The sequence below is a fragment of the Haloarcula sp. MBLA0138 genome (genome assembly GCF_055632455.1).
The window spans coordinates 1,115,990-1,138,186 of the sequence record NZ_CM145746.1 but is presented as its reverse complement, the minus strand read 5'-3'; the positions used below and the strand labels follow the sequence as shown (position 1 = coordinate 1,138,186).

Here is a 22,197-nt window from a genome sequence, read left to right as displayed (position 1 = left end):
ACCCGTCCGACGTGGCCGACGAGGTACCGGTTCCGAGCGGTGGGGACTCGTCGAGCGAGCCCGAGACGGATGACGACGTCTCCGGTGACCCAACCGAGCAGGCGGCCGAGGCGACGGCCGACCACTCCGCGGCGGAGGGGACTGACCCCGAATCGACGAGCGGCATGGGGTCGTCGTCGACGGTGCGCGAGATGATGATGTCGACGGGTCCGAACCCGGCGCTCTCTGAGGTGGAATCCCCATGGAACCCCGACGAAGGGGGTATTGCACGGATGTACCGTGGATTCCAGAAGATGTTCGATGTTGACGGGGTACCGGCGCTGCTAGACCTCGGTATCGGGTTTGCGGAGTGGGTGACCGGCACCGACCTCACCGAGAACCAAACGGCCGAGTCGTCGACGGACGAGCAGGCCGACGACGGCCCGACGTTTGCCGACCTCGAAGGAGGGGGTGCCGGTGTCTGAGGTGGCCGAGGCACTGGAGGACGCGCACAATCTCGCCGTCCTCGGGGCAACACAGACCGGAAAGACGAGCTTCGCGCGCGAACTCCACGCGGAGACGAACCGCGTCAGTATCTGGCTGAACGAACGCGGGAAACATCGCGTCCCGAATGTCGCCGGCGTCGAGGCGCGGACGCTCGACGAGGTGGCCGACGCGCTCCTGGCCGACGAGTACCGCGTCGAGTTCGTGCCGGCCGACCGGCGCGCGGCGGTTGTCGACCTACAGAGCTATCTGTGGTCGCTCTCTGAGGCGGCCGACAGAGAACTGCCGGTGCAGGTAATAGCCGACGAGGTGGACCGTCTCGCGGAGCAATCTCAGAAAGCGTACGGGAATCTCCCGAGTCGCGACGCAGTCCGCGACTTCACGAGCGAGGGGGTCAAGCGAAACGTGAAGTGGGTCGGCATCACGCAGGACCCCACGAGCTACGACAAGCGGGCGCTCCGCCAGTCCCGCTATCGAGCGGTGTGGACCATGTCGACGGAGAACCGTCGGGCGGTGTCGGATTACGGCTTCGACTGGGCCTCTATCGACGACGCCCCCGAGTTCGCCGGCGTCCTGCACCACATGAGCGGAGAGACCCTCGGGACAGTCAAAGCGGAGGCTCAGTACGCATGAGTGAGTTCGACCCGCGCGAGCGTGTGTCTCGGCGTCGACTCTCGAAGATAGCAAAGCGGGCGAACGGCGACGACGGCGAGTTCGCCGAGCGGCTGGCCGCGGAGGTCTTCGACGTGCGCCACGACAACAGCGAAGCGTGGTACGACGCGCGGCACCCGTCGACAGGGTCGAAGTACGAGAGCAAGAGCACCCACCGGACCATCGACAACCCCGACGGGGAGGTCGAGGGGCGATTTCGGCTTTGGGAGAGCGCGCACCGGCGGATAGCCGCGTCGGAGGGAGCGGCCGACCAAACCGCGTGGTACGTGTTCGTGCTGTTCGAGGGCGACAGCGACCGGTCCACGTCGGCCCAGCCGGTCATGATGCGGCGGATGCACCCGTCGACGGTGACGCGGATTCTCCGCGAGCGCGGAGACGGTGATACTGCTTGGTCGCCGTCGGGTCACGATTCGAAGGGACGCCAGTACAAACTCCCGTGGAGTGAGGTGTTCGACCCGTGACAACCGCGGTCGTCATCCTCGCCGCGTTCGTCCTGCTCGGCGGTGCTGGTGGCTACGCGCTGGGGTGGCTCCGTGGGTACCACTACGGGCGTGCCAGCGAGCCGCTATCCCGGTACTAAGTGCGTCCGGTTCTCGGCTCAGACCCGGACAGAATCGTCCCGTTTTACCCCGCTGAACGGGGTCGGACGACGGTACTTTCTAGGCTTTCTGGCCGCTATGGGGAGTTGCCGGACATGAACTTAGAAGACTACCCCGACCAAGACGGGATGAAAGTATGGCTCTCCGAGCGAGAGGTGGGCCAGCTACTCGACCAGTTCGACGACACAGAAAGACGAATCGCGGTGTCGCTCGCCGTGCGGTGTGGCCTTCGGTCCGACGAAGTCGTTCGAGTCACACCTGATGACGTTGCCGTCGACACCGATGCGGGGACAGTACTCCGCGTGTGGGAATCCGCAAAGACCGGTGAGTACCGCGAGACGCCGATGCCGCCGAACCTCGCCACAACCATCCGCACCGTCGGGGACGTGCGTGACGCCGCGACTGACGCCCCTGTCGTCGGCGTCTCGACGCGGACACTCCGGCGGTGGATGGACTCAGCGACGAGCGACCTGCTCGACGAGACCGGAGACCCCGGCTGGAAACACGTCGGGATGCACGACCTCCGCCGGACGTGGGCCACGTCGCTCCGGTCGGCCGACGTGGACGCGATGGTCGTCTGCGACTGGGGCGGCTGGGACGACCTCGACACGTTCCTCGACCACTACCGCGGGACGCACACGCCCGAAGCGCAACGGAGGGAACGGCAGAAAGTGAACTGGCTATGAGCGGCGAAACGTCTTAGTACTACGTCCCGTAGTACTTGGTATGAGCACAGGCGATTCTGACGGAGAAACGACCCAAATCACCCGGAAGGGGCAAGTCACCATCCCGAAAGAACTCCGCGAGGAGTTCGGCTTAGAACAGGGCGACGAACTGCTCTGGCAGAAGGCCGAAGACGGAATCAGGGTACGGAAGGCGACCCGCTCGGCCGGCCGTGGGATGCTCGTCGATGACGATGTCTCCGACGAGAAACGCGAGGAGATGGCGGAGGAGATGGAGGCCGACATCCGCGAGCAGCGCCGAACAGAGTGGCAGCCGTGACTCGCTACACCGTCGACGGTGTGGCGATGGCCCGATACCTCGTCGACCAGCTTCCGCCGGCCGCCGACGAGGTTTTCGACCGAGCCGAGCAGGGCGTCGATGTCCTTGAGGCACCAACAGTCGCAGTGAGTGAAGCCATCTGGACAGCAGTCAACAAGGGGACCATCGCCGGCGTCGAGGTCGACACGACGCCGAATGCGGTGCTACGCGGGCTGGTGAACGACGGTCCCGTACAGGTCGCACCAACTGATGAGCAAGACCTCGCGGTCTACGGAAGCCTCATCCAGCACTACACGCTGCACGACGCTCTGCTTATCGCAAACCACCGAGTTCGTGGCACCGACGCACTCGTCACGAAGGACGAGGAATTCGCCGGAGAACCAACTGTCTGGGACTGAGCTATCCCCTCAGAACCCGGTCAACGGTCGGCGTCGGCTGGTGGCTGGCGTCGAGGTCGCCGTTGAGATACCGCCGCCCCTCGCTCGTGAGTTCGTAGGTGTCGCTCCACAGCTGCGAGACGAAGCCAGCGTACCACAGCATCAACAGGCGTTCCTCGATGTGGCCCTCGGAGATGTCGATACTCGTCTCTCGGGCGATGAGTCCGGGTGACGATAGCCCCTCTGCGGCGAGGTATTCGAGAATCCGGTCGTCCTGCTGTTTCATCCAGTAGGCGTTCTGGCGCATCCCTCTTTACGAATTCCCCGGCGACGCGACGCCGTTCTCGTCGTCTTGCGACTCGTCCAACTGCTGTTCGGGAGCGTCTTCGTGCGTGTCGAGTTCGCCGTCGAGATACGCCTCTCCGCGCTCGGTGATGACGTAGACCCCGTTCCCGACGGGCTTCAGTAGGCCGTGGTCAGCGAGTTTCTTACATCTCTCAGAAATATAGCCACGAGAGTACCTAATTGGCCCGTTTTTACGCATCTCTGTAGGAGAGCCGTGTTCATGTTCCCTGATATATTCTAGAACACGGTCATCTACAATTGTCATCCACTTACCAGACTGGCGCATTGTATCGTTAGTTCGATATAGATGGGAAATCCGCATATCAGTGACTTAAATTCACTCCTGCTAACTAAGTGCCTAATTTCTACGGTCGTTAGATATAACTACGATGCGTGTATCGGACGACATAGGAACTGCCTACTCGGGTCTGCGTTGCCACTCTCCGTTTCGGTTCACGCCGGGCGCTGGTATCGCCCGGCGTTGGGCCTGCGGTCCAGCGCAGGCCCGAGAAGGTGGTTCCGTGGAGTTACGGATGCTCGAAACCACTCGCACGGGGCTCGAACCCCGTACTGGGACGGTCGAACCGCCCGCTGAAAAGACTACTGTCGCCCGCCCGATGGACACCGACACTCTCACCGACCGCGTGTACCGGCTGTACCGGGACGCGCTCGTCGACGCTGACGAAGCCCGCACGCTCCGCGAGGAGTACCGGGCCGACGCTCGGGCCGACGCGCTCGACGACGTGCTCGACCTGCTGGAAGGGGGTGACGAGTGATGCAGGCCCCGGACCCCGAAGACCTGCGACAGAACGCGACCCCGTCGATGGTCGAGGTCGTCGACCAAGGCGGTGTCTTCGCCGCCGACGTGGTTTTCAAGGACAACGGCTGGCTCCGTATCAGGCACTGGGACGGGAGCGTCATCTACCTCCCGCCCCACCGTGTCGCCGGCGTCGAGCGAATCGAGACGGAGCGGTACGGCGAGACCAGCGAATTCGGCCACAAGTCGAAGCGCGTGGCCGAGCGCAAGTACCGCGAACTCGCTAAGGAGTGGACGGCCGACGACGCCGCCGAGACCGACGAGGTGCCGGCATGACGGCCGCGCAGGCCCAGCTACGCGACTACGAGCCGGACCTGTCGAAGCTCTCCCCCGCCGAGCGCGAAGCCTTCGAAACGGTCGTGCAGGGCGAGATGGGCGGCCGGGAGTTCGCGCGCGAGACCGGCCGCTCGTGGGGCACGGTGTCGAACCTGCTGATGCGAGCCCGCGACAAGCTCGACGCCTACCCGACGGAGGGCTCGGCGTGAGCGACCGCAGTCGATATAGCGGCCAGCGGTTTACGCGGTCGCTGTCCGTCGCCGTCTCGCCGGCGTGTATTACTCGGCGGAGTCCTGTAATAACGTCTCAGGGCCGACTAACGGGCCGCTCACTGCCTGTTCCCGGTGTATCGCTGTCGTTATTACATGCCCGTCCCGTGGTCGTCAGCGCTCCCTTCCCCGTGCGCAACCTCGCGCGGAAAATAGCAGGGTCGCGCGCCGGGGGGCGTGCGCGTACAGCGGGGGGTCGGTGATGTCGGGGAAGACGTACTCGTTCCGGACCGAGGACGAGGACCTGATAGAGTACCTCGACAGCGTCGAGAATCGGTCTGAGGTGCTGCGCGAGGGCGTCCGGCGGGTCGAGCGGGAGCGGACGGGCCGAGCGCGCCGGACGCGGGGGCTGTCGGAGACGGAGCGGAAGGCCTACGAGTGGCTGACGGACTACGCCGGCGACGAGAGCATCCGGCTGGAGGTCGTGCTGTCGAACCTCGCTCAACGGTTGCAGTTGGAGACGGAGACGGTGAAGAAGTCGGTGCTGACGCCGCTCCAGCGCCGGGGCTATGTCCGGGTCAAGACCGGGATACGGCACGTTTCGGTGACGCCGGTGGAGGTGGACGCGTGACGGGAAACGCGACCTCGGCCTCCCACCGGGCTCGGAGGCATGGACGCTGGAGGAGCGGGGCGACTTCCTCGCGTGGCGACTCGGCCGGGACGAGTGTCTCGCTCGGCTTCGTGAACACATCGATTCGGACCGCGAGAGCGACCGGCTCAGCATGGACGAAATGGGCCGACTTCTCGCACTTCTGTCACACCCCCCTTAGAAGCGTAACTATGACACTACGGCAACGAATCACACACCACAGCGAACCCGTATATCTGGGAGTATGGAACCAGATTTCGACGAAATACAGTGTCAGATTCACAAATAAGAGCTTTTATCCGGGTATCTGGGGACACTTTGAAGTGCCCCGCCGTCGAGCATGCTCGCATGGCTATCGACGAGGCGTCGACCGAGCGGGTGTCGGTCCGCACCTACGTACCGGCCTACCAGAAAGAGAACTGGAAAGCCCACGCCGACGCGCTCGATATGTCCCAGAGCGAGTTCGTCAGGACGATGGTCCAAGCGGGCCGTAGCGGCTTTGAGGGGGGCGAATCCGGAAACGAGGCGGAGACATCGGCGTCGAAGCCGGCGGAACCCACTTCTCCCGACGCAACCCCCGGGGTCGACGGCCTGAAGACCCGGGTCGAGGCGATTCTCGGCGACGGGGACCACTACGACTGGGACGAACTGCTGGCGGCACTGACCGACGACGTCGAGGACCGACTCGACTCGGCGCTCCAAGAGCTACAGGCCGACGGCCGCGTCCACTACAGCGGCCGCCACGGGGGGTACGTGCTCGACGGATGAGTTCGGACGCCGTCGCCGCGGACGACGAGGCGGACCCGGTCGAGTACTTCCTCGACGACGTGACCTACCACGGGAAAAGCGACCGGACGCGGGCATTCTACGACCGGGTGTTGCGCGACTTCGAAGCGTTCCTCGACGAGGGGTCGCGGCCGGTCCCTGTTGCAGAGGCGACTCACAGGGACTGTATGGCCTACGTGCACGACCTGCGCGGCGACAAGAGCGAGAGTACGGTGGCGACCTACGCCTCCTATCTCCACCGCTTTTACGCCTACATGACGCAGGTCGGGACCTTCGACAGCAACCCCATGACGCTGGTCGTCGAGGAGATGGACGAGTCCATCAACACCGACCCGACGCGGCGGGAGATCGGCGTGCCCGCGATGCGGTCGTTCGTTGACGGTATCGCCCACCCGCTCGACCACGCCGTCGTCCTAGCGCTGCTCAAGACCGGGATGCGAGCCGGCGAGCTGTGCAACCTCGACTGTCGGGACCTGAATCTGGCCGTCGAGACGCGCCCCGACGTGCCCGTCAGAGCCGCTCTCGACGGCCGGCCTGCCTCCCTGTACGTCTCTTCGGAGCCGGCTCGCGGCGCGGTCGTCAACGGCGCGGAGCGGACCGCTTCGAACAAGCGCAAGCGGGATACGACGGTCCCCGTCGACGGCGAACTCGCCGAGGCGCTCCGGCGCTGGCTGGCGATTCGACCGGACACGCCGTCACCGGCCGAGCCGCTGTTCGTCTCGACCAGCGGCGACTGGGGCCGGCGGCTAACGCCGGACATGGTTCATCACGTCGTCGAGACCCACGCCAGAGAGCGAGGCTGGTACCGAGACGGCGGCGGAGCCGAGGAGAACGTCACACCCCACTACTTCCGGCACTTCTTCACCACCCACCTCCGAGACCGGACCGGGGACCGCGGCGTCGTGAAGTATCTTCGGGGCGACGTTGCACAGGACGTCATCGACACCTACACCCATGAGTGGGGGACCCGTATCCGCGACGTCTACGAGGCGAACGTCTACTCGCTGGTGACGTGAATCGCTGGTTTCGCCGCCGTAAGTTGTGTCATTTCCGTCACTATCTCGCCAACGCAGTGACGCATTTCGAACTCATAAATCTCATGTCGCTATACAAAATATGGGGGTGAGCGTGACGGGCGCGGTGAGAGAAACGCCCGCGGTCCCGCTCGTCGGCAAACGGACGGACTCACTCGCTGTCTTCGTCGGCAGCGGCGGCGCGGCGGCGGACTCGGCGGGCCTGCTCGACGAGCGGCTCGTCGACCATCTCGCCGTCGACGGTGAAGACGCCGCGCCCGGCGGCGTCGGCCTCGCGTTTCGCGGCCAACACCCGCTCGGCCCACTCGACACGCTCCGGGGCCGGCGTGAACACGTCGTTGATGACGGGGACCTGCGCGGGGTGGACAGCCATCTTACCGTCGTAGCCGTACTGGACGGCTCGCTCGGTCGCCGTCCGCAGGCCGTCGTCGTCGCCGTAGTCGGGATAGACGGTGTCGACGGCGTCGACGCTGGCGGCCGCCGCCGCAGCGACGACCCGCTGCCGGGCGTAGAGCACCTCCTCGCTCCCCGCCGTTCGGGTCGCGCCAACGTCGGCGGCGTAGTCCTCCGCGCCGAACAACAGTGCGTCGACCCCGTCGGCGGCGGCTATCTCGGCGGCGCGCAACACGCCGCCGGCCGTCTCGACGAGCGCAAACAGCGGAACGTCGGGCCGTCGGTCCCGGACGGGTGCCACGTCGGCCGCGCCGTCGACTTTCGGAACGACGATGCCATCGAGGGAGGCGTCGGAGAGGGCGGCGAGGTCGTCGCCGCCGCCCGCGCCGACGGGGTTGATACGGACTGTCACCGCTGTCCGTCCGCCGTCGCGGTCGGCCAGCGCGTCGGCGACGGCGGTGCGCGCGCTGGCTTTCCGCTCGGGCAGGACCGCGTCCTCGAGGTCGAACACGACCACGTCGGCCGCAGTGGTGATCGCCTTCCGGAGCTTCGCCGGGTCGTCGCCGGGGGCGAACAGGACGGAGCGACGCGCCATAGTCGACCTACGGCGGAGAACGTGATAAATCCCGACAGCGCCTGCGGCGGCGTCAGACCGACCGGAGCGCGGTCTCTGCTGGCTCCGCGAAGAGGTCGGCCACGTTGCCGGTCGTTCCGGTTCGCTCGGCGGCGTTCTCGAGCAGGACTGTCTCGCTGGGGAAGAGCCGCTCGCCGAGTTCCAGTCCGTGGTCCCGGGCCGTCGACCCGGTGACGGTGAGGTAGACGCCGATGCCAGTCTCGGCGATGTCGGCCTCCTCCTCGGCACCGTCGCCGGGATACGTGAACTCGATGCCGTCGAGGGCGGCGGTGCCGAGAACGGCCTCGACCAGCCGCTCGTACCGCGGCGAGATACAGAGGTCGCCGGCGTAATCGGCGACGAAATCGCGGTCCAGCGGCCCCGTTCCGGCGTCGATGACCGCCGGCGTCGCCAACAGCGTGTGATGGACCGTGTCGCCGAGACCGGTGAGTACCCGTACGTCGGTGTCGAGCGGGTCGATGCGGTCGTTTATCTCGCCGATGCTCGTCAGCGGCTCGTCCCGGAGCTGGACCACCTCTTCGAGAACGAGGTCGGCGCTGTCGAAGCCCAGCGCGAACTCGTGGGTGCGAAGCGCTCGGAACGGCTCCTCGCGGCCGACCAACTGTACGTCGCCGTGGTCGGTCGGGACGGTGACGCTGTCGAAGACCACGCGCCGGGGCATGCCGTCGCGGTCGTCGCGCAGCAGGGAGAACTCCGGCCGGGTCGGGTCCGAGAGGTCGGAATAGTCGGCGAGGCGATGGTAGATGTCGTCGTCCGTGGTCTGGTTGCCCTTGGTGACTGCCTTCTCGTACCGCAGCGTAGAGATGATGTCGTCGGCGAGCCGGGTCGTCCCGGTCCGTGCCGCGAGCCGTTCGAGCACGGCTTCGAGAGGCCGCCCCTTCCGAGGAACGGCCACTCTGGTCGTCGTCATTAGCCGATTCCAGAACGGGGCGGCGTAAAACGGGTTCGGTTAGTCGCCGCCGCCGATGACCGACGACAGCTGCTCGCGCCACTCCTTGAGGTCCTCTATCTCGGTTTCCACGTCGGAGAGGCGGTCGTCGACCTCGCCGTCGCCGATCTCCTCGCGGACGGACTCGATCTCGGCTTCGAGGTCGTCCAGTTCCTCGTCTAAGTCCGCGACGGTCCCGGTGACGTCGTCGACCTCGCCCTCGACATCGCTCACGTCCTCGGAGAGGCCGTCGACCGCCTCGCTGGCGTCCTCGGCGGTCGAGGCGGCCGTCTGAATCTCGTCGGCGAAGGTTCCCAGTTCGCGTTCGAACTCGTCGAGTCGCTCCTCGAACTCGGCTATCATCTCGTCGCCGGTGCCGTTCTCGTCGAGGAACTCCTCTAGGGCGTCGGTGTAGGCCCGGAGGTCGGCGATGTCCTGCTGGATGCGCCGGATGCGAGCCTCGGCGGCTCCGTCGGCGCTCGGCGCGTCGTCCTCGGAGACGGCGTCAAGCGCGCGCTTGAGCAGTTTCACGTCGTCGGCCGAGACGTTGTTCTGCCGTATCTCCTCGGCCATCGCGGCGATGACGTTGCCGGTCTCGACTTCGACGTCGTCGCCCGTGGCCGCCTCGCCGTTGGCGGTCCCGTCGCTGTTGGGGTCGGCGAGGTTCAGCGTCTCGATGTCTTCGTCGTCCTCGTCGTCTTCGAGGCCGGGGACGCTGTCGCTGTCGCCCGAGATGACGTCTTTGACAGCGTCGTCGCCGTCGCCGACGAGGTCCGACTCGTCGGCGTCGAGCGGCGGGTCGACGGTGGCTATCTCGGGGACGGTGAGGAACTTCTCGACGTCGTCGGTGCCCGTCGCCCGGATGCCGTAGACCGTCGTGTAGTCGGCCTCCGGTTCGATCTCCTTCTCGAAGGCGATGCGGTCCTCGTTGATGTCCCAGTACTCGCTGCCGTACTCGGGGTGGAACCCGAGGTCCTCGACGGCGACGTCTTCGGGGACGGTGTCGACCAGCCGGATGGTGACCGCCTCCGAGCGCCGGGAGACGACGTTGAAGGCGATGGCCGGGACCGGGAACTCGTCGGCTTCGAACCGCTTGGTGACGGTCACCCCGTCCGACTCGGCCGTGACCGCCTCGTACGTCTGCGAATCACTCATGTGTCTTACTCCGTACTCGGCCGGTAATAAAGGTACGCCGCGTCGTCGCGCGTCGGTCGACGGTCCGGCCTTGCCGCGCCGAGGCGTCGCCGCGGCGGCCCGGCGACTCAGTCGAGGTCGACGCGGTCGCCGATTTCGGCTATCTCGAGGCTCGACGGGTACACGAAGCTGTTGGCGTGGTTGTGCAACACCGTCGGCTCGGTGGTCATTCCTTTCCACATGTCCCAGTGGGTTGGCAACAGCGTGTCCAGTTGTAGCTCGTTCGCGGCCTCGATAATCATGTTCTCGTCGTTATACCACTTCGTCCGCGTCGGCTCGCCGGTCTCGCTGTCGTCTATCATCCCGACGGTCCCGAACGCGAGCACGCCGAGGTCGATGTCGTAGCGGTCGCCGACGCCCTCGAACGCCCCGGGCCGGGCGTCGCCGCCGTGGAAGAAGGTCAGGCCGTCGTGTTCGAAGACGTAGGAGACGGGGTGTTCGGCGTCGGGGTCGTTGGCCGGCTCGACGTGGACCGTCAGGTCGCCCACGGAAACGGTGTCGCCCGCCTCGACCTCGTGGAGCTGGTCGTCGGTGACGCTCCAGTTTTGCAGCCAGCGCTCCTCGCGGACGACGTCGTGCCCGCTGTCCGTCGTGTAAAAGTCCGCGCCGGTGCCGGCGAGAATCGGGGCCTGCGAGGGACCGTGGACGTGGTCGGTGTGTTCGTGGGTGCCGAAGACGGCGTCGGCCTCCTGCACCTCGCTGGGGTCGAACGGGACCGGGACCATCCGGACCGTCCGGGGCGGGTCACCGATACCGAGGTACGGGTCGATGAAGGCCGTCGTGCCGCCGCTCGATTTCACGACGAACCCGTTACAGCCGAGATACCACAGCGCCAGCCCGTCGGGGTCGGCGTCCTCGACGGCGCGCAGGAGCCAGTCGTCCCAGTCGGAGTCTACCGTCATGTCCGAGGGTGCGCGTGGCGGTGGCTAAGTCGTTACGGACCGCCGGCAGTGGGTGCGAGTCCGGCCCGTCGAGCCGGCGGGAGAAACGGGCGCTCAGTCCTCGCAGCAGCCGCCGGCCTTCTGGCCGAAGTCGACGGCGAGTTCCGCGGAGACGAGTTCGTTGAGCTCCTGCAGGCGGAGTTCGAGCTCGTTCTGCGCTTCGAGGTAGTCGCTCATGACCGGGATGTCGTGGAGCTCCTCCTGTGCCTGCTGGAGCTGGCGCAGGTCCTCTTGGGAGGCCTGTCCGGTCTGGCGGGCGAGCATGTACTCCTCGCGGATCTGCTCGAACTCGCTGATGGCGTCCTGTGCCTCCTCGTCGCTCTCGACGGCCTCCTTGGCCTCCGCGAAGCGCCGGTACACGGGCATCTCGGAGATGACTTCGCCGAACTCGGCGGCGAGTTCCTCGACGCGGTCACCGGTGGGGTCGGCGGCTGTGTCGGTCTCGATGCTCATCACCGCGGAGTTCGGTCTCCGGCGGTATAGGCCTGCCGAAACCCGTGGCTCGTTCACACGCGCGGGCGGCGAAGCACCGAGGTTATGCCGCTCGAACGGGTATGCCGTTCCAATGAGCCAAGAGCGGACCGAGGGCGACCTCCGGAACACCGGGCTGTCGCTCAAACACGACCGCGAGTGGGACTACGAACTCGACCGCATCATCGACGCCGTCGAGGAGCGCGACGCCGAGAAGGTCGGCCTCCAGTTCCCCGAGGGACTGAAACGTCGCGGCCCGGCCGTCGCCGACGACCTGCGGGCGGAACTGCCCGACGGCGTGACGGTCATGCTGTCGGGTCAGCCCTGTTACGGGGCCTGCGACCTCGACACGTACATGATGCGCCGGACCGACGTGTTCGTCCACTTCGGCCACTCCCCGATGAAGGAGTCCGAGAAGATACTCTACGTCCCGCTGTTCTCGAACGTCGACGTCTTCCCGATGATGGAGCGGGCCGCGGAGGAAGAACTGACCACCCCCGAGGAGGACCCCGACGTGGGGCTGGTGACGACGGCCCAGCACATGAACAAGTTCGACGAGATGCGGGCGTGGCTGGAGGAGCGGGGCTACGAGGTCCACACGCGCAAGGGCGACGACCGCCTGACCCACGAGGGGCAGGTGCTGGGCTGTAACTACGCCTCGGCGGACGTAGACGCCGACCAGATACTCTACGTCGGCGGCGGGAAGTTCCACCCGCTCGGGCTGGCGATGGAACACCCCGAGAAGACGGTCGTCATCGCGGACCCGGTCAACAACGCCCTCACCATCGCCGACACCGAGCAGTTCATGAAACAGCGCTACGCCTCGGTCCACAAGGCGATGGACGCCGAGGAGTGGGGCGTCATCTTCTGTACGAAGATCGGACAGGGCCGCTGGGAAGTCGCCCAAGAGATAGTCGAGAACAACGACGACGCCTACCTCATCACGATGGACGAGGTGACCCCCGACCGCCTGACCAACTTCGGGCTGGACGCCTACGTCAACACCGGCTGTCCGCGCATCACGACCGACGACGGCCCGCAGTTCAAGAAGCCGATGCTCACCCCCGGCGAGTACGAGATAGCCATCGGCGAGAAGCCGCTGGAGGACCTCTCGTTCGACACGTTCCACGGCACGTGGTAGCACTCAGCTGACAGTATAGATATCACGTGTTGAAATAGACGGGGTAGTTTGAATTTACCCGCCGCGAAATTGAGGGCCATGTCGAATACGGAGCGTGACGGGCCGCTCCCGTCCGCGACGGACCTCTTCGAGGGGTCGACGGAGGCCGTGCTGGTCCACGACCCCGACGACGGGACCGTTCTCGACGCCAACCCGACCGCCGAGCGTCTCTACGGCTACGACGCCGCGGCGCTGTGTGGCCGACAGGTGAGTGAACTGCTGGCCGGCGACCGCTCGACGGACACCGACGTGACGACGCTGGCCGACGAGGACGACGTGCAGTGGCACGTCGAACACCCCGACGGCGAGCGCCGCTGGCTCGACGTGACTCTCCAGCGCGCGCCCACCGACGAGTACATCCTCTCGTTCGGCCGGGACGTGACTGCCGAGCAGATTCAGCGCCGGACCCTCGACCAGCGCGAGCGGGCCTTGGAGACGACCATCGACGGGATGGCTATCGTCGACGATAACCGCGCGTTCACCTACACGAACCAGCCGTTCGCGGAGATGCACGGGTTCGAGGACGGGCCCGACCTCGTCGGGACCGAGTGGGCGTCGCTGTACGACGACGAGGAGTGGGCGCGCTTCGAGGAGCGGGTCCTCCCGACCGTCGACGAGCAGGGCGAGTGGCGCGGCGAGGCCATCGGCCGGCGCGTCGACGGCGGGACGTTCCCGAAGGAGGTCTCGGTCGAGCGGTTGGACGACGGCGGGCTGGTGGTCGTCGTCCGCGACGTGTCCGACCTCCGGGAACGCGAGCGGCAACTCCGCGAGAACACGCAGACGCTCCGGCGGTTGCAGGAGATAGTCTCCCAGCGCGATACCGACTTCGAGACGAAAGTCGAGCAGTTGCTCGACCTCGGCACCGAGTGGCTGGACCTCTCGGTGGGCTACATGACTCGCATCGACGAGGGCGTCCAGGAGATTTCGGCGGCCGTCGGCGACAACGACGCGGTACAGGCCGGCGACCGGACGCCGCTGTCCGCGACGTACTGTCAGTACACCATCGGTGACGAGTCGGGCGACCGGACGGTCCGGGGCATCGAGGACGTGGCCGGGACCGAACTCGAAGACTCCGAGGCCTTCGAGCAGTTCGGACTCTCGTGTTATTTGGGTGGGACCGTCACCGTCGACGGGGCGGACTACGGCACGATCTGTTTCGCCGACACCGAGCCCCGAGCCGAGCCGTTCACCGGGATGGAGCAGACGTTCGTCGACCTCGTCACCCAGTGGGTCGGGCTGACTATCGAGCGCCGGCGGCACGTCGCGGAACTGCAGGACCGGCAGGCACAACTGGACACGCTCCTCGATAACGCGCCGATAGTGCTGTTCTCGCTCGACGAGGAGGGGACCTTCCTCCAGTCCCGCGGACGCGGGCTAGAGGCGTTCGGTCTCGAAGAGGGCGAACTGGTCGGGAAGGCGATTCACGAGGAGTTCGCGGCGTTCGACCGCGTCGTCGAGGACTTCGAGCGGGCGCGGGACGGCGAGGTCGTCAGCTCGGTCCGGTCCATCGGCGAGACGACCTTCCAGTCGTGGTACCGCCCGGTCGACATCGACGGGGAGACGACCGTCATCGGCATCACCGTCGACATCACAGAGCGGAAGCGACAGGAGGACCGCATCGCCGCGGTCCACCGCGCCACCGAGGACTTGCTGTACGCCAGCCGGCCCGACGAGGTGGCCGAGACGACGGTCGGCATCGTCGACCGGCTGTTCTCGCACTCGCTGGCCGCCGTCTGGCTGGCCGAGGACGAACGGTTGGAGCCGACCGCCGCCACCGACGCGACGACAACGCTGGTCGACGCCGACAGCGCCGCCGCGCTCCCGGACATCGTGCCTGATACCTTCGAGATGGAGGCGTTCGAGGACGGCGAGACCCGCGTCGTCGAGGACTACTCGGCGGCGGCGGGCGCGCTGGCCGACGCCGGCGTCTTCGGAACCGTCGTGATGGTCCCGCTGGGCGAGTTCGGCATGTTGTGTGTCGGGTCGCGGGAGCGGGACCCGCCGACGGACATCGAGCGGCACCTGCTCGGCATTCTCGCCCGCAACGTCGAGGCGGCGCTGGTCTCGGCGACTCGGGAGTCCGAACTCGCGGCCTCCCGGGACGAGCTGGAGCGGTCCAACGAGAGCCTCCAGCAGTTCGCCTACGTCGCCTCCCACGACCTGCAGGAACCGCTCCGGATGATCTCCAGTTTCCTCGGCCTCCTCGAAGACGAGTACGCCGACGAACTCGACGGGGAGGCACTGGAGTACATCGAGTACGCCGTCGACGGGGCCGAGCGGATGCGGTCGATGGTCGACGCCCTGCTGTCGTACTCGCGGGTCCAGACGGAGGCGGCGGCGCTGGAACGCGTCGACAGCGAGGCCGTCGTCGAGTCGACCATGGACGACCTCGGCATGTTGGTTTCGGAGACCGACGCCGAAATCACCACCGGCGACCTGCCCGCCGTCGAGGCCGACGCGGACCAGTTGCGCCAGCTGTTCCAGAACCTACTCTCGAACGCCCTGACCTACACCGCCGAGTCGGGCACCCGACCGCGGGTCTCGGTGACCGCCCGGCGGGACGACGGGGCGGAGACGGTGACGTTCAGCGTCGCGGACAACGGCCCCGGCGTCCCCGACCACGCCCGCGAGGACGTATTCGACATCTTCAACCGAGGCGACGTTCACGACGCGGACGGGACCGGTATCGGGCTGGCGGTGTGCGAGCGCATCGTCGAACGCCACGGCGGCCGCATCTGGGTCGCCGACGACGACGGCACCGGTGCGACGTTCGAGTTCACGATGCCGGCGGCCGACACGGAGACCACGAATGAGTGAGACGAACCCCAATCCAGACCCAGTCGAGATACTGCTCGCGGAGGACAACCCCGGCGACGTTCGCCTGACACAGAAGGCGATGGAGGAGGCGAACGTGCTGACAACCTCCACGTCGTCACCGACGGCGTGGAGGCGCTCACCTTCCTCAGGCAGGAGGACGAGTACGACGACGCGCCCCGGCCCGACCTCGTCTTGCTGGACCTCAACATGCCTCGGAAGGACGGCGAGGACGTACTCGCGGAGATACAGGACGACGAATCGCTGTGTCGCATCCCGACTGTCGTCCTGACGAGTTCGGCCGCCGAGGACGACATCGTCCAGTCCTACGACCTCGGCGCGAACGCCTACCTGACCAAGCCGGTCGATTTCGAGGGGTTCGTCGACGTCGTCCAGCGGTTGGAGGACTTCTGGCTGACGATAGTGAAGTTCCCGGAGGAGTGACTGATGGCAGGCGAAACGAGACACTTGGACGTGTTGCTGGTCGAGGACAACCCCGGCGACGCGAAACTCATCGAGAAGCGCTTCGAGAGCGAGTACTTCCGACAGGTGACCGAGGACATCACGCTGGCCCACGAGCGGACGTTGGACGACGGCATCGAGGCCGCGCGGGGCGGCCCGTTCGACCTCGTCTTGCTGGACCTCGGGCTCGGGCGAACGACCGGTGTCGAGACGCTACGGCAGTTCCTCGACACTATCGAGACGCTCCCCGTCGTCGTTCTCACGGGTCTCGACGACAAGCAGCGGGCCTTGGAGACGATTCAGGCGGGCGCACAGGACTACCTCGTCAAAGGCGAACTGACCGACGCCCTGCTGGGCCGGACGGTGCGGTACGCCGTCGAGCGGTTCCGTCAGGAGCGCCTGCTCGAACGCCGCACCGAGCAGATGGAGTTTTTCAACAACATCCTGCGCCACGACATGCTCAACGGGATGAACGTCATCCGGGCCCGCGGCGAGATACTGGAGGCGGAACTCTCGGGGTCCCAGCGGGACTACGCGGAGACCATCGTCGAGTGGAGCAACGACATCATCGACCTCACCGACAAGGTCCGCTCGGTGCTGGAGACGCTCTCCGAGGAAGGGCTCACCGACGCCCAGCGGATGGACCTGCGCCCCGTCGTCTCCGAGGCGGCCGACCGCGCCCGCTCGATGAGCGACGACGCGTCCGTGTCGGTCGACGTGCCCGACGCCGCCGTCGAGGCCGACGACTTGCTCGCCGACGTACTCGGTAACGTGACGACTAACGCCGTCGAGCACGGCGGCGACGGCGTCGCCATCGACGTGACGGCCCAGCAACGCGACGGGACGGTCACCGTCCGCGTGGCCGACGACGGCCCCGGAGTCTCACCCGCCGACAGGCGCACCATCTTCGACCGCGGCGAGAAGGGGACGGAGTCGACCGGGACCGGGTTCGGACTGTACTTCGTCGACGCGATGGTGAACAGCTACGGCGGCGACGTGTGGGTCGAGGAGAGTACGGCCGGCGGCGCGGCGTTCGTCGTCGAACTGCCGGCCATGGATAACCACTGAGCATTTCCAAACCTTTTAGGATTAACTGGGTGTATCTCCGCCGATGCCCACGAAGAGCGCCCTCGCCCAGCAACTCGCCGTCGTCGCCGGCTTCGCGGACCCGAGCGCCGACCTCGAACAGTACCGGACGCCGCCCGACCTCGCGGCCCACCTCGTCCACACGGCAGACCTACAGGGCGACATCGAGGACCGGACGGTGGTCGACCTCGGCTGTGGCACCGGTATGCTCGCGCTCGGGGCCGCGCTCCGCGCGCCGTCCCGAGTGGTCGGCCTCGACATCGACCCCGCGCCGCTGGCGACGGCCCGGGAGAACGAGCGGAAGGTGGGGACGCGGACGCCCGTCTCGTGGGTCCGGGGCGACGCCACCGCCGTTCCGCTCGACCCGCCGCGCGCGGAGACGACCGTCGTGATGAACCCGCCGTTCGGCGCGCAGTCGGGCAACGAACACGCCGACCGGGCGTTCCTGCGGACGGCGGCCGACATCGCCGGCGTCTCCTACTCGGTCCACAACGAGGGCAGTCGGTCGTTCGTCGACGCTTTCGCCGCCGACGAGGGCGGCGAGGTCACCCACGCGTTCGCCGCCGAGTTCGACCTCCCGAAGCAGTTCGACTTCCACGACGAGGCCACGCGGACGATAACGGCCGAAGTGTACCGCATCGACTGGGCCTGACCGCCGCGGTCAGCCGCGGCGAGTCCGGCGCTCGCGGGCGATTCTCACCCGCGTCCTGTTGGTCGCCGCGTAGAGGCGCGTGCGGTTGCGCTCGACGGTCAGCCCCCCGACCCGCGTCCCGGTCCCGTTGGCCGGCAGTGGGACCACTCCCAGCGTCCGGTTCCCGCGACTGACGGCCACGTCGAAGCCGGACTCGGTCGGCATGAGAGTGAGATTCCGGCCGGCAACCGTCGCGTCGGCCGTCGACGGCGGCGAGGTGTAGGTCGTCCGCGGGTCGCCGCCCTCCCGCCACATCTGGACCCGGTAGGCGGTGCGGTTCCCGACGACGGTCCAGCCGGTCCGGTTGACCCGGACCGTCTCCCGCCAGTCGACGCCGCCGACGACGACCCGCGCGCGCCCGTTCAGGGCGAGACGGCCCTTGGGGACCGCGACTATCCACGCCTCGCGGTCCGCACTGGCGACGACGACGCCGCTCTCGTCGACCGTCGTCCGGTCGGTCTGGAACGGCACCGGGATGCCGGCGATGTAGCCGTTGCGGGCGCGCTCCTCGTAGGAGACGACGTAGTCCCGGACGGTCACGCCGTCCTCGGGTACGTCGCCGCCCTCGACGACAGCGAGGTTCGTCGGAACGGCGGCGAGACAGACCACGACGAAGACGACGAGCAGCGCGACCCCCGCCGTCGATGTCGCGGTGCCGTCGAACCGCGGCAGGAGTCGACGGTCGGTGCCCGCCGTCCCCGCGGCGACGAGCAACGCGAGAACGAACACCGCGCCGACGCCGAGCCACCGGAACAGGGTGTACCGCCCGCCGCCGACGGGGAGGTAGACGGCCCAGAGTCCCTGCGAGACGGCGTAGACCAGCGTCGCGAAGAAGACCCGCGGCGGCGACGGGCGGGTCCCGCGTGCGTACAGGAGCGCCGCCCCGAGGACGACGCCGGTCAGCAGGCCGACGGCGTGACCCTGTACCGCGATGTCGGCCCACCACGGCGTGACGAACTGTGTCCGCCCGCCCAGCGTCGGCTCGGGGAACCGGAGCGCGGTGTAGACGGCGTCGACGACTCGGCCGCCCAGCACCGCACCGAGAAACAGCACCGGCCGAGTGACGAGCGCGAACCCGGCGAGGGCGAACACCACGCCCGAGAAGCCCACGACCGGGCCGACGGAGAACACCGCGGTGAACAGACCGACGACGACGCAGGCGGCGGGCACGGCGAGGACCCGGACGAACGGGTCGGTCGCCGGCGACGAGAACGACTGCGAGCCCCGTCGTCGCGGGTAGTGTCCCCACGCGTACTCGACGACGCTGCCGTAGACGAGCGTCCCGAGGACGTTACCGGTGACGTGCCCGAGGCCCTGGTGGGTGAACGCAGCGGTTACCATCCCCAGCGGGTAGTAGTACGACCACGACCGGAACGGCGTCACCAGCGGGCGGCCGTACCACCACGCGCCCTGTACGAACAGGTAGACGGCGACGACGCCCGCGGCGGTCAGGAGCGTCCCCCACGGGACACCGAGCAGGAGGGTCGTCCGGAGGGAGTCCCCGGAGCGGCGACCGGCGACGGCGCGCAGCCCTGCGAGAACGGCGACGACGACGGCGGCGGTGACGAGCGCCCGCGCCGGCAGCCACGGGGGGACGCTCGGCAACCCAGTCGGAAGCATTCAGGAGACGGAGGAACCGCTCGGGCTTATCGTTGACGGCGCTGTCGGTCGACGGGCTTCGGGGGTCGGTCACGCGGACGGCCGCTCAGAACAGCGCGATACCGACGCTGTAGGGCCACGCGCTCCCGGCGGTCGCGAGCAGCGCGACCGAGCCGCCGGCCATGACGAGGTTCTTCAGGAACTGCGTCAGTTCGTCTTGTCGCTGGTCCTCGGGGACGGCCCAGAAGTCGTGCATCGTCACGGCGGAGCCAAGCAGGAACACCGCGAGCGCCCCCGCGGCGAGGACCGGGAACAGGCCGGCCGCGACGCCGATACCGGCGAACACGAGGAGGCCCCCGCTCCCGTAGACGGCGGCGCTCGGGGCGGGCAGCCCCTTCGCCTCGGCGTAGGGTATCATCCCGTCGGCGCTCGTGAAGTGGTTCAGGCCCATGAACGCGAGGACGCCGCCGAACAGGAGGCGACCGACGAGAAAGAGCGCGGCCGCGCCGGCGCTGTCGAAGGCCATCAGCGGCCCTCCTCCGTCGCGGCGGTCGGTTCGGTGCGGTGCGTGACTGCGAGCAGTGGTAGTTTCATTACGTTACGTGGTTCGAATCCGAACCTATTTATCGGTTCCCGGACATAGGAGATACCACGTGGCACCGATGTCATCACAGACTTTCACCGACACCGCCGAGACCGAGGAGAAAAACGCCGGGGCCTGTCCCGTCGTCGAGTCGCTGGAACAGATCGGCTCGCAGTGGCGTCTCGTCGTCCTCCACGAGCTACAGGACGGCGAGCGGCGGTTCAACGAACTCAAGCGCGCGACCGACGCGAGTTCGCGGACCCTCTCGCGCGTCCTCGACGACCTCCAAGAGATGGACTTCGTCGAGCGCCGACTGGAGGAGGACGCGCCGGTCGCGACCTACTACCGACTGACGCCCAAGGGGGAGTCGCTGTGTCCCGTCTTCGAGGAGATAACCGACTGGGCCGAGGAGTGGCTGGCGGAGTGCGCCCGGTAGACAGCACAGCCTTTTCTACCGAGCGCCTCCTGCACACCGGCAATGGGAGTACGGCCACCTGCCGACGACAGCGACGAACCCGACGTCATCGAGTTCGGGATACCCGCCCTCGACGCGCGACTGACCGACATCGAGATAGAGTATCCCGCGAGCACCGCCGAGGTCAGCCGCGTCGCCGGACACATCGAGGTCCCGTTCGACGCGACGGGCCACTCCGTCACCGTCGAGGACGCGCTGGCCGAGGCCGACCGCCGGGAGTTCGAGAACGAACAGGAGCTACTGAACGCCCTCCACCCCGTGTTCGAGCGCAAGCGCGAGGCCACGAGCAACAGTCTCCTCTCGCAGTTGCGGTCGCTCGTCCCGTTCTGAGCGGCGCAACGGTAGCCGGTTACGGGCGCTGACCCCCGGCACGCGGTCGAACCGACGACGGCGACACCGTTCAGTCCTCGGCGTCGCCCGACGGGACCGCGGTCCCGTCGGCCTCCGTGTCACGGTCCGACGACGCCTCGGAGAGCTTCTCCGCGATGTCCTCCAGTTGGCGCGTCTGCTCGCGGTTGACCGCGACGATAAGGTCCGAGAGGACGCCGAACATGAGCAACTGGAGGCCCAGCAGGATGGCGACGCCGCCGACCAGCGCGATGACCTCGTGAGAGGTGTTGTTGACGACCCAGTCGTAGGCGACGTACGCGCCCAGCGCGACGCCGGTTCCGATGGAGCCGAAGGCGACGCTCCCGAAGTAAAACAGCGGGTTGTTGGTCTTGGCCATCCGGTAGAGCGTGGCGATGATGGTCGCCCCGTCGCGGAACGGCCGGAGGTTCGTCTCGGACTCGTCGGGCCGGGGCTCGTAGGTGACCGGGACGACTGCGGTCCGGACGTTGTGTTTGACGCACTCGACGGCCATCTCCGTCTCGATGCCGAACCCCTCGGCCGACAGCGACAGCCCGAGGAACGACTCGCGGGTGAACGCCCGGTAGCCCGAGAGGATGTCGGTCAGCTGTCGCCCGTGGATGACGCCGAACGCCCAGTTTATGACGCGGTTCCCGACCTGATTCAGCCGTGACATCGCGCCGGGTTGCATGTCCGCGAAGCGGTTGCCGATGACGTGTTCGGCCCGCCCGGAAAACAGCGGTTCGAGCATCCGGTCGGCCTCGTCGGGGCGATAGGTCGAGTCGCCGTCGGCGAGCAGGACGTACGGGCGCTCGACGTGGCGCTCGACGGCCTCGCGGACGGCCTGCCCCTTCCCGGACCCCTCGCCGCCGACCTGCTGCTCGACGACGCGAGCGCCGGCGGACTCCGCGACAGCTCGGGTGTCGTCGGTCGACCCGCCGTCGATGACGAGCACGTGGTCGAACCCCTGTTCGCGGAAGCCGGTGACGACCGAGCCGATAGTCTCGGCCTCGTTGTACGTCGGCAGCAACACGCAGACGTCGTCACGGTCGGCCATTGCCCGAACGTCCACCACGCGGGGTGAAATATCCACGGGTCTCCGCCCGCGCGGCCGCCGGTAGCGGGTCGGTAGCGACCGCTGTGCCCTCG

The 22,197-nt window shown here is 67.3% G+C and carries 29 protein-coding genes and 1 pseudogene; 20 read left to right on the top strand and 10 right to left on the bottom strand.

All coding sequences use genetic code 11. The features are described from left to right. Positions 1–11: 11 nt before the first annotated feature. The 7 genes from ACV7JO_RS05985 (at position 12) to ACV7JO_RS05955 (ending at position 3,154) form a co-directional block, all read left to right on the top strand. The gene (locus ACV7JO_RS05985) at positions 12–464 is read left to right on the top strand and encodes a hypothetical protein (protein WP_470355430.1); all 453 of its coding nucleotides are present in this window, start codon (positions 12–14) and stop codon (positions 462–464) included. After that, complete coding sequence (locus ACV7JO_RS05980) at positions 457–1,116, top strand: hypothetical protein (protein ID WP_470355429.1); 660 nt, start codon at positions 457–459, stop codon at positions 1,114–1,116. Before ACV7JO_RS05985 ends, ACV7JO_RS05980 begins: the two co-directional genes overlap by 8 nt. After that, positions 1,113–1,616 carry a PD-(D/E)XK family putative nuclease gene (locus tag ACV7JO_RS05975; RefSeq protein WP_470355428.1) on the top strand — a complete coding sequence of 168 codons (504 nt, stop codon included), beginning with the start codon at positions 1,113–1,115 and terminating at the stop codon, positions 1,614–1,616. The genes ACV7JO_RS05980 and ACV7JO_RS05975 overlap by 4 nt, the downstream gene beginning before the upstream one ends. Further along, positions 1,613–1,735, top strand: coding sequence for a hypothetical protein (locus tag ACV7JO_RS05970; RefSeq protein WP_470355427.1), 123 nt, complete (start codon positions 1,613–1,615; stop codon positions 1,733–1,735). The genes ACV7JO_RS05975 and ACV7JO_RS05970 overlap by 4 nt, the downstream gene beginning before the upstream one ends. 114 nt (positions 1,736–1,849) lie before the next feature. Next, complete coding sequence (locus tag ACV7JO_RS05965) at positions 1,850–2,440, top strand: tyrosine-type recombinase/integrase (RefSeq protein ID WP_470355426.1); 591 nt, start codon at positions 1,850–1,852, stop codon at positions 2,438–2,440. A gap of 40 nt (positions 2,441–2,480) precedes the next feature. Further along, positions 2,481–2,756, top strand: a complete 276-nt coding sequence (locus ACV7JO_RS05960) for an AbrB/MazE/SpoVT family DNA-binding domain-containing protein (protein WP_470355425.1) — start codon at positions 2,481–2,483, stop codon at positions 2,754–2,756. Beyond that, positions 2,753–3,154: a hypothetical protein gene (locus tag ACV7JO_RS05955; RefSeq protein ID WP_470355424.1), complete on the top strand. Its 402-nt coding sequence runs from the start codon at positions 2,753–2,755 to the stop codon at positions 3,152–3,154. Before ACV7JO_RS05960 ends, ACV7JO_RS05955 begins: the two co-directional genes overlap by 4 nt. Position 3,155: 1 nt before the next feature. On the opposite strand, the gene ACV7JO_RS05950 is transcribed toward ACV7JO_RS05955, so the two are convergent. Both ACV7JO_RS05950 and ACV7JO_RS05945 read right to left on the bottom strand, forming a co-directional pair. Beyond that, the gene (locus ACV7JO_RS05950; protein ID WP_470355423.1) at positions 3,156–3,440 is read right to left on the bottom strand and encodes a hypothetical protein; all 285 of its coding nucleotides are present in this window, start codon (positions 3,438–3,440) and stop codon (positions 3,156–3,158) included. Between the two features lie 6 nt (positions 3,441–3,446). After that, positions 3,447–3,764, bottom strand: coding sequence for a MarR family transcriptional regulator (locus ACV7JO_RS05945; protein WP_470355422.1), 318 nt, complete (start codon positions 3,762–3,764; stop codon positions 3,447–3,449). 331 nt (positions 3,765–4,095) lie between these two features. Between ACV7JO_RS05945 and ACV7JO_RS05940 the strand changes: the two genes are divergently transcribed. The 6 genes from ACV7JO_RS05940 to ACV7JO_RS05915 all read left to right on the top strand — a co-directional run bounded on the left by ACV7JO_RS05940 (position 4,096) and on the right by ACV7JO_RS05915 (position 7,231). After that, on the top strand, positions 4,096–4,254 hold the full coding sequence (locus ACV7JO_RS05940; RefSeq protein WP_470355421.1) for a hypothetical protein: 159 nt from the start codon (positions 4,096–4,098) through the stop codon (positions 4,252–4,254). Beyond that, positions 4,254–4,571, top strand: coding sequence for a hypothetical protein (locus ACV7JO_RS05935; protein ID WP_470355420.1), 318 nt, complete (start codon positions 4,254–4,256; stop codon positions 4,569–4,571). Before ACV7JO_RS05940 ends, ACV7JO_RS05935 begins: the two co-directional genes overlap by 1 nt. Then, complete coding sequence (locus ACV7JO_RS05930) at positions 4,568–4,780, top strand: sigma factor-like helix-turn-helix DNA-binding protein (RefSeq protein ID WP_470355419.1); 213 nt, start codon at positions 4,568–4,570, stop codon at positions 4,778–4,780. Before ACV7JO_RS05935 ends, ACV7JO_RS05930 begins: the two co-directional genes overlap by 4 nt. Positions 4,781–5,042: 262 nt before the next feature. Further along, a complete protein-coding gene (locus ACV7JO_RS05925; RefSeq protein WP_470355418.1) occupies positions 5,043–5,411 on the top strand; it encodes a hypothetical protein in 369 nt (122 codons plus the stop codon). 366 nt (positions 5,412–5,777) lie between these two features. Further along, complete coding sequence (locus ACV7JO_RS05920; RefSeq protein ID WP_470355417.1) at positions 5,778–6,197, top strand: DUF5805 domain-containing protein; 420 nt, start codon at positions 5,778–5,780, stop codon at positions 6,195–6,197. Beyond that, entirely contained in the window at positions 6,194–7,231 is a 1,038-nt protein-coding gene (locus tag ACV7JO_RS05915) for a tyrosine-type recombinase/integrase (protein ID WP_470355416.1), read from the top strand. Before ACV7JO_RS05920 ends, ACV7JO_RS05915 begins: the two co-directional genes overlap by 4 nt. A gap of 169 nt (positions 7,232–7,400) precedes the next feature. On the opposite strand, the gene ACV7JO_RS05910 is transcribed toward ACV7JO_RS05915, so the two are convergent. The 5 genes from ACV7JO_RS05910 to ACV7JO_RS05890 all read right to left on the bottom strand — a co-directional run bounded on the left by ACV7JO_RS05910 (position 7,401) and on the right by ACV7JO_RS05890 (position 11,792). Then, positions 7,401–8,237, bottom strand: a complete 837-nt coding sequence (locus ACV7JO_RS05910) for an HpcH/HpaI aldolase/citrate lyase family protein (RefSeq protein WP_470355415.1) — start codon at positions 8,235–8,237, stop codon at positions 7,401–7,403. Between the two features lie 52 nt (positions 8,238–8,289). Beyond that, complete coding sequence (locus tag ACV7JO_RS05905) at positions 8,290–9,186, bottom strand: phosphoribosyltransferase HisG-related protein (RefSeq protein ID WP_470355414.1); 897 nt, start codon at positions 9,184–9,186, stop codon at positions 8,290–8,292. Positions 9,187–9,225: 39 nt separating this feature from the next. Beyond that, positions 9,226–10,359: a zinc ribbon domain-containing protein gene (locus tag ACV7JO_RS05900; RefSeq protein WP_470355413.1), complete on the bottom strand. Its 1,134-nt coding sequence runs from the start codon at positions 10,357–10,359 to the stop codon at positions 9,226–9,228. Positions 10,360–10,466: 107 nt separating this feature from the next. Then, entirely contained in the window at positions 10,467–11,300 is an 834-nt protein-coding gene (locus tag ACV7JO_RS05895; RefSeq protein ID WP_470355412.1) for an MBL fold metallo-hydrolase, read from the bottom strand. A gap of 93 nt (positions 11,301–11,393) precedes the next feature. After that, positions 11,394–11,792 (bottom strand): YlbF/YmcA family competence regulator, encoded by a 399-nt coding sequence (locus ACV7JO_RS05890; RefSeq protein ID WP_470355411.1) that lies wholly within the window; start codon positions 11,790–11,792, stop codon positions 11,394–11,396. A gap of 112 nt (positions 11,793–11,904) precedes the next feature. Here ACV7JO_RS05890 and dph2 point away from each other — a divergent pair, with 112 nt between their 5' ends. The 5 genes and pseudogenes from dph2 (at position 11,905) to ACV7JO_RS05865 (ending at position 18,004) form a co-directional block, all read left to right on the top strand. Further along, a complete protein-coding gene (dph2, locus tag ACV7JO_RS05885) occupies positions 11,905–12,951 on the top strand; it encodes a diphthamide biosynthesis enzyme Dph2 (RefSeq protein ID WP_470355410.1) in 1,047 nt (348 codons plus the stop codon). A 78-nt stretch (positions 12,952–13,029) separates the two neighbouring features. After that, complete coding sequence (locus tag ACV7JO_RS05880) at positions 13,030–15,807, top strand: PAS domain S-box protein (RefSeq protein ID WP_470355409.1); 2,778 nt, start codon at positions 13,030–13,032, stop codon at positions 15,805–15,807. Continuing rightward, a pseudogene (locus tag ACV7JO_RS05875) lies at positions 15,800–16,248 on the top strand (response regulator). The gene ACV7JO_RS05880 and the pseudogene ACV7JO_RS05875 overlap by 8 nt, the downstream one beginning before the upstream one ends. A 3-nt stretch (positions 16,249–16,251) precedes the next feature. After that, complete coding sequence (locus ACV7JO_RS05870; protein ID WP_470355408.1) at positions 16,252–17,334, top strand: sensor histidine kinase; 1,083 nt, start codon at positions 16,252–16,254, stop codon at positions 17,332–17,334. Positions 17,335–17,377: 43 nt separating this feature from the next. Continuing rightward, a complete protein-coding gene (locus ACV7JO_RS05865) occupies positions 17,378–18,004 on the top strand; it encodes an METTL5 family protein (protein ID WP_470355407.1) in 627 nt (208 codons plus the stop codon). A 9-nt stretch (positions 18,005–18,013) separates the two neighbouring features. On the opposite strand, the gene ACV7JO_RS05860 is transcribed toward ACV7JO_RS05865, so the two are convergent. Both ACV7JO_RS05860 and ACV7JO_RS05855 read right to left on the bottom strand, forming a co-directional pair. After that, on the bottom strand, positions 18,014–19,663 hold the full coding sequence (locus ACV7JO_RS05860) for a rhomboid family intramembrane serine protease (RefSeq protein ID WP_470355406.1): 1,650 nt from the start codon (positions 19,661–19,663) through the stop codon (positions 18,014–18,016). Between the two features lie 85 nt (positions 19,664–19,748). Beyond that, a complete protein-coding gene (locus ACV7JO_RS05855; RefSeq protein WP_470355405.1) occupies positions 19,749–20,168 on the bottom strand; it encodes a DoxX family protein in 420 nt (139 codons plus the stop codon). A gap of 136 nt (positions 20,169–20,304) precedes the next feature. On the opposite strand from ACV7JO_RS05855, the gene ACV7JO_RS05850 reads away from it, so the two are divergent. Together ACV7JO_RS05850 and ACV7JO_RS05845 are read left to right on the top strand one after the other, a co-directional pair. Further along, positions 20,305–20,661, top strand: coding sequence for a winged helix-turn-helix transcriptional regulator (locus ACV7JO_RS05850; RefSeq protein WP_470355404.1), 357 nt, complete (start codon positions 20,305–20,307; stop codon positions 20,659–20,661). Positions 20,662–20,703: 42 nt separating this feature from the next. Beyond that, a complete protein-coding gene (locus ACV7JO_RS05845) occupies positions 20,704–21,030 on the top strand; it encodes a hypothetical protein (protein WP_470355403.1) in 327 nt (108 codons plus the stop codon). Between the two features lie 70 nt (positions 21,031–21,100). On the opposite strand, the gene aglJ is transcribed toward ACV7JO_RS05845, so the two are convergent. After that, entirely contained in the window at positions 21,101–22,105 is a 1,005-nt protein-coding gene (aglJ, locus tag ACV7JO_RS05840) for an S-layer glycoprotein N-glycosyltransferase AglJ (RefSeq protein WP_470355402.1), read from the bottom strand. Between the last annotated feature and the right edge of the window lie 92 nt (positions 22,106–22,197).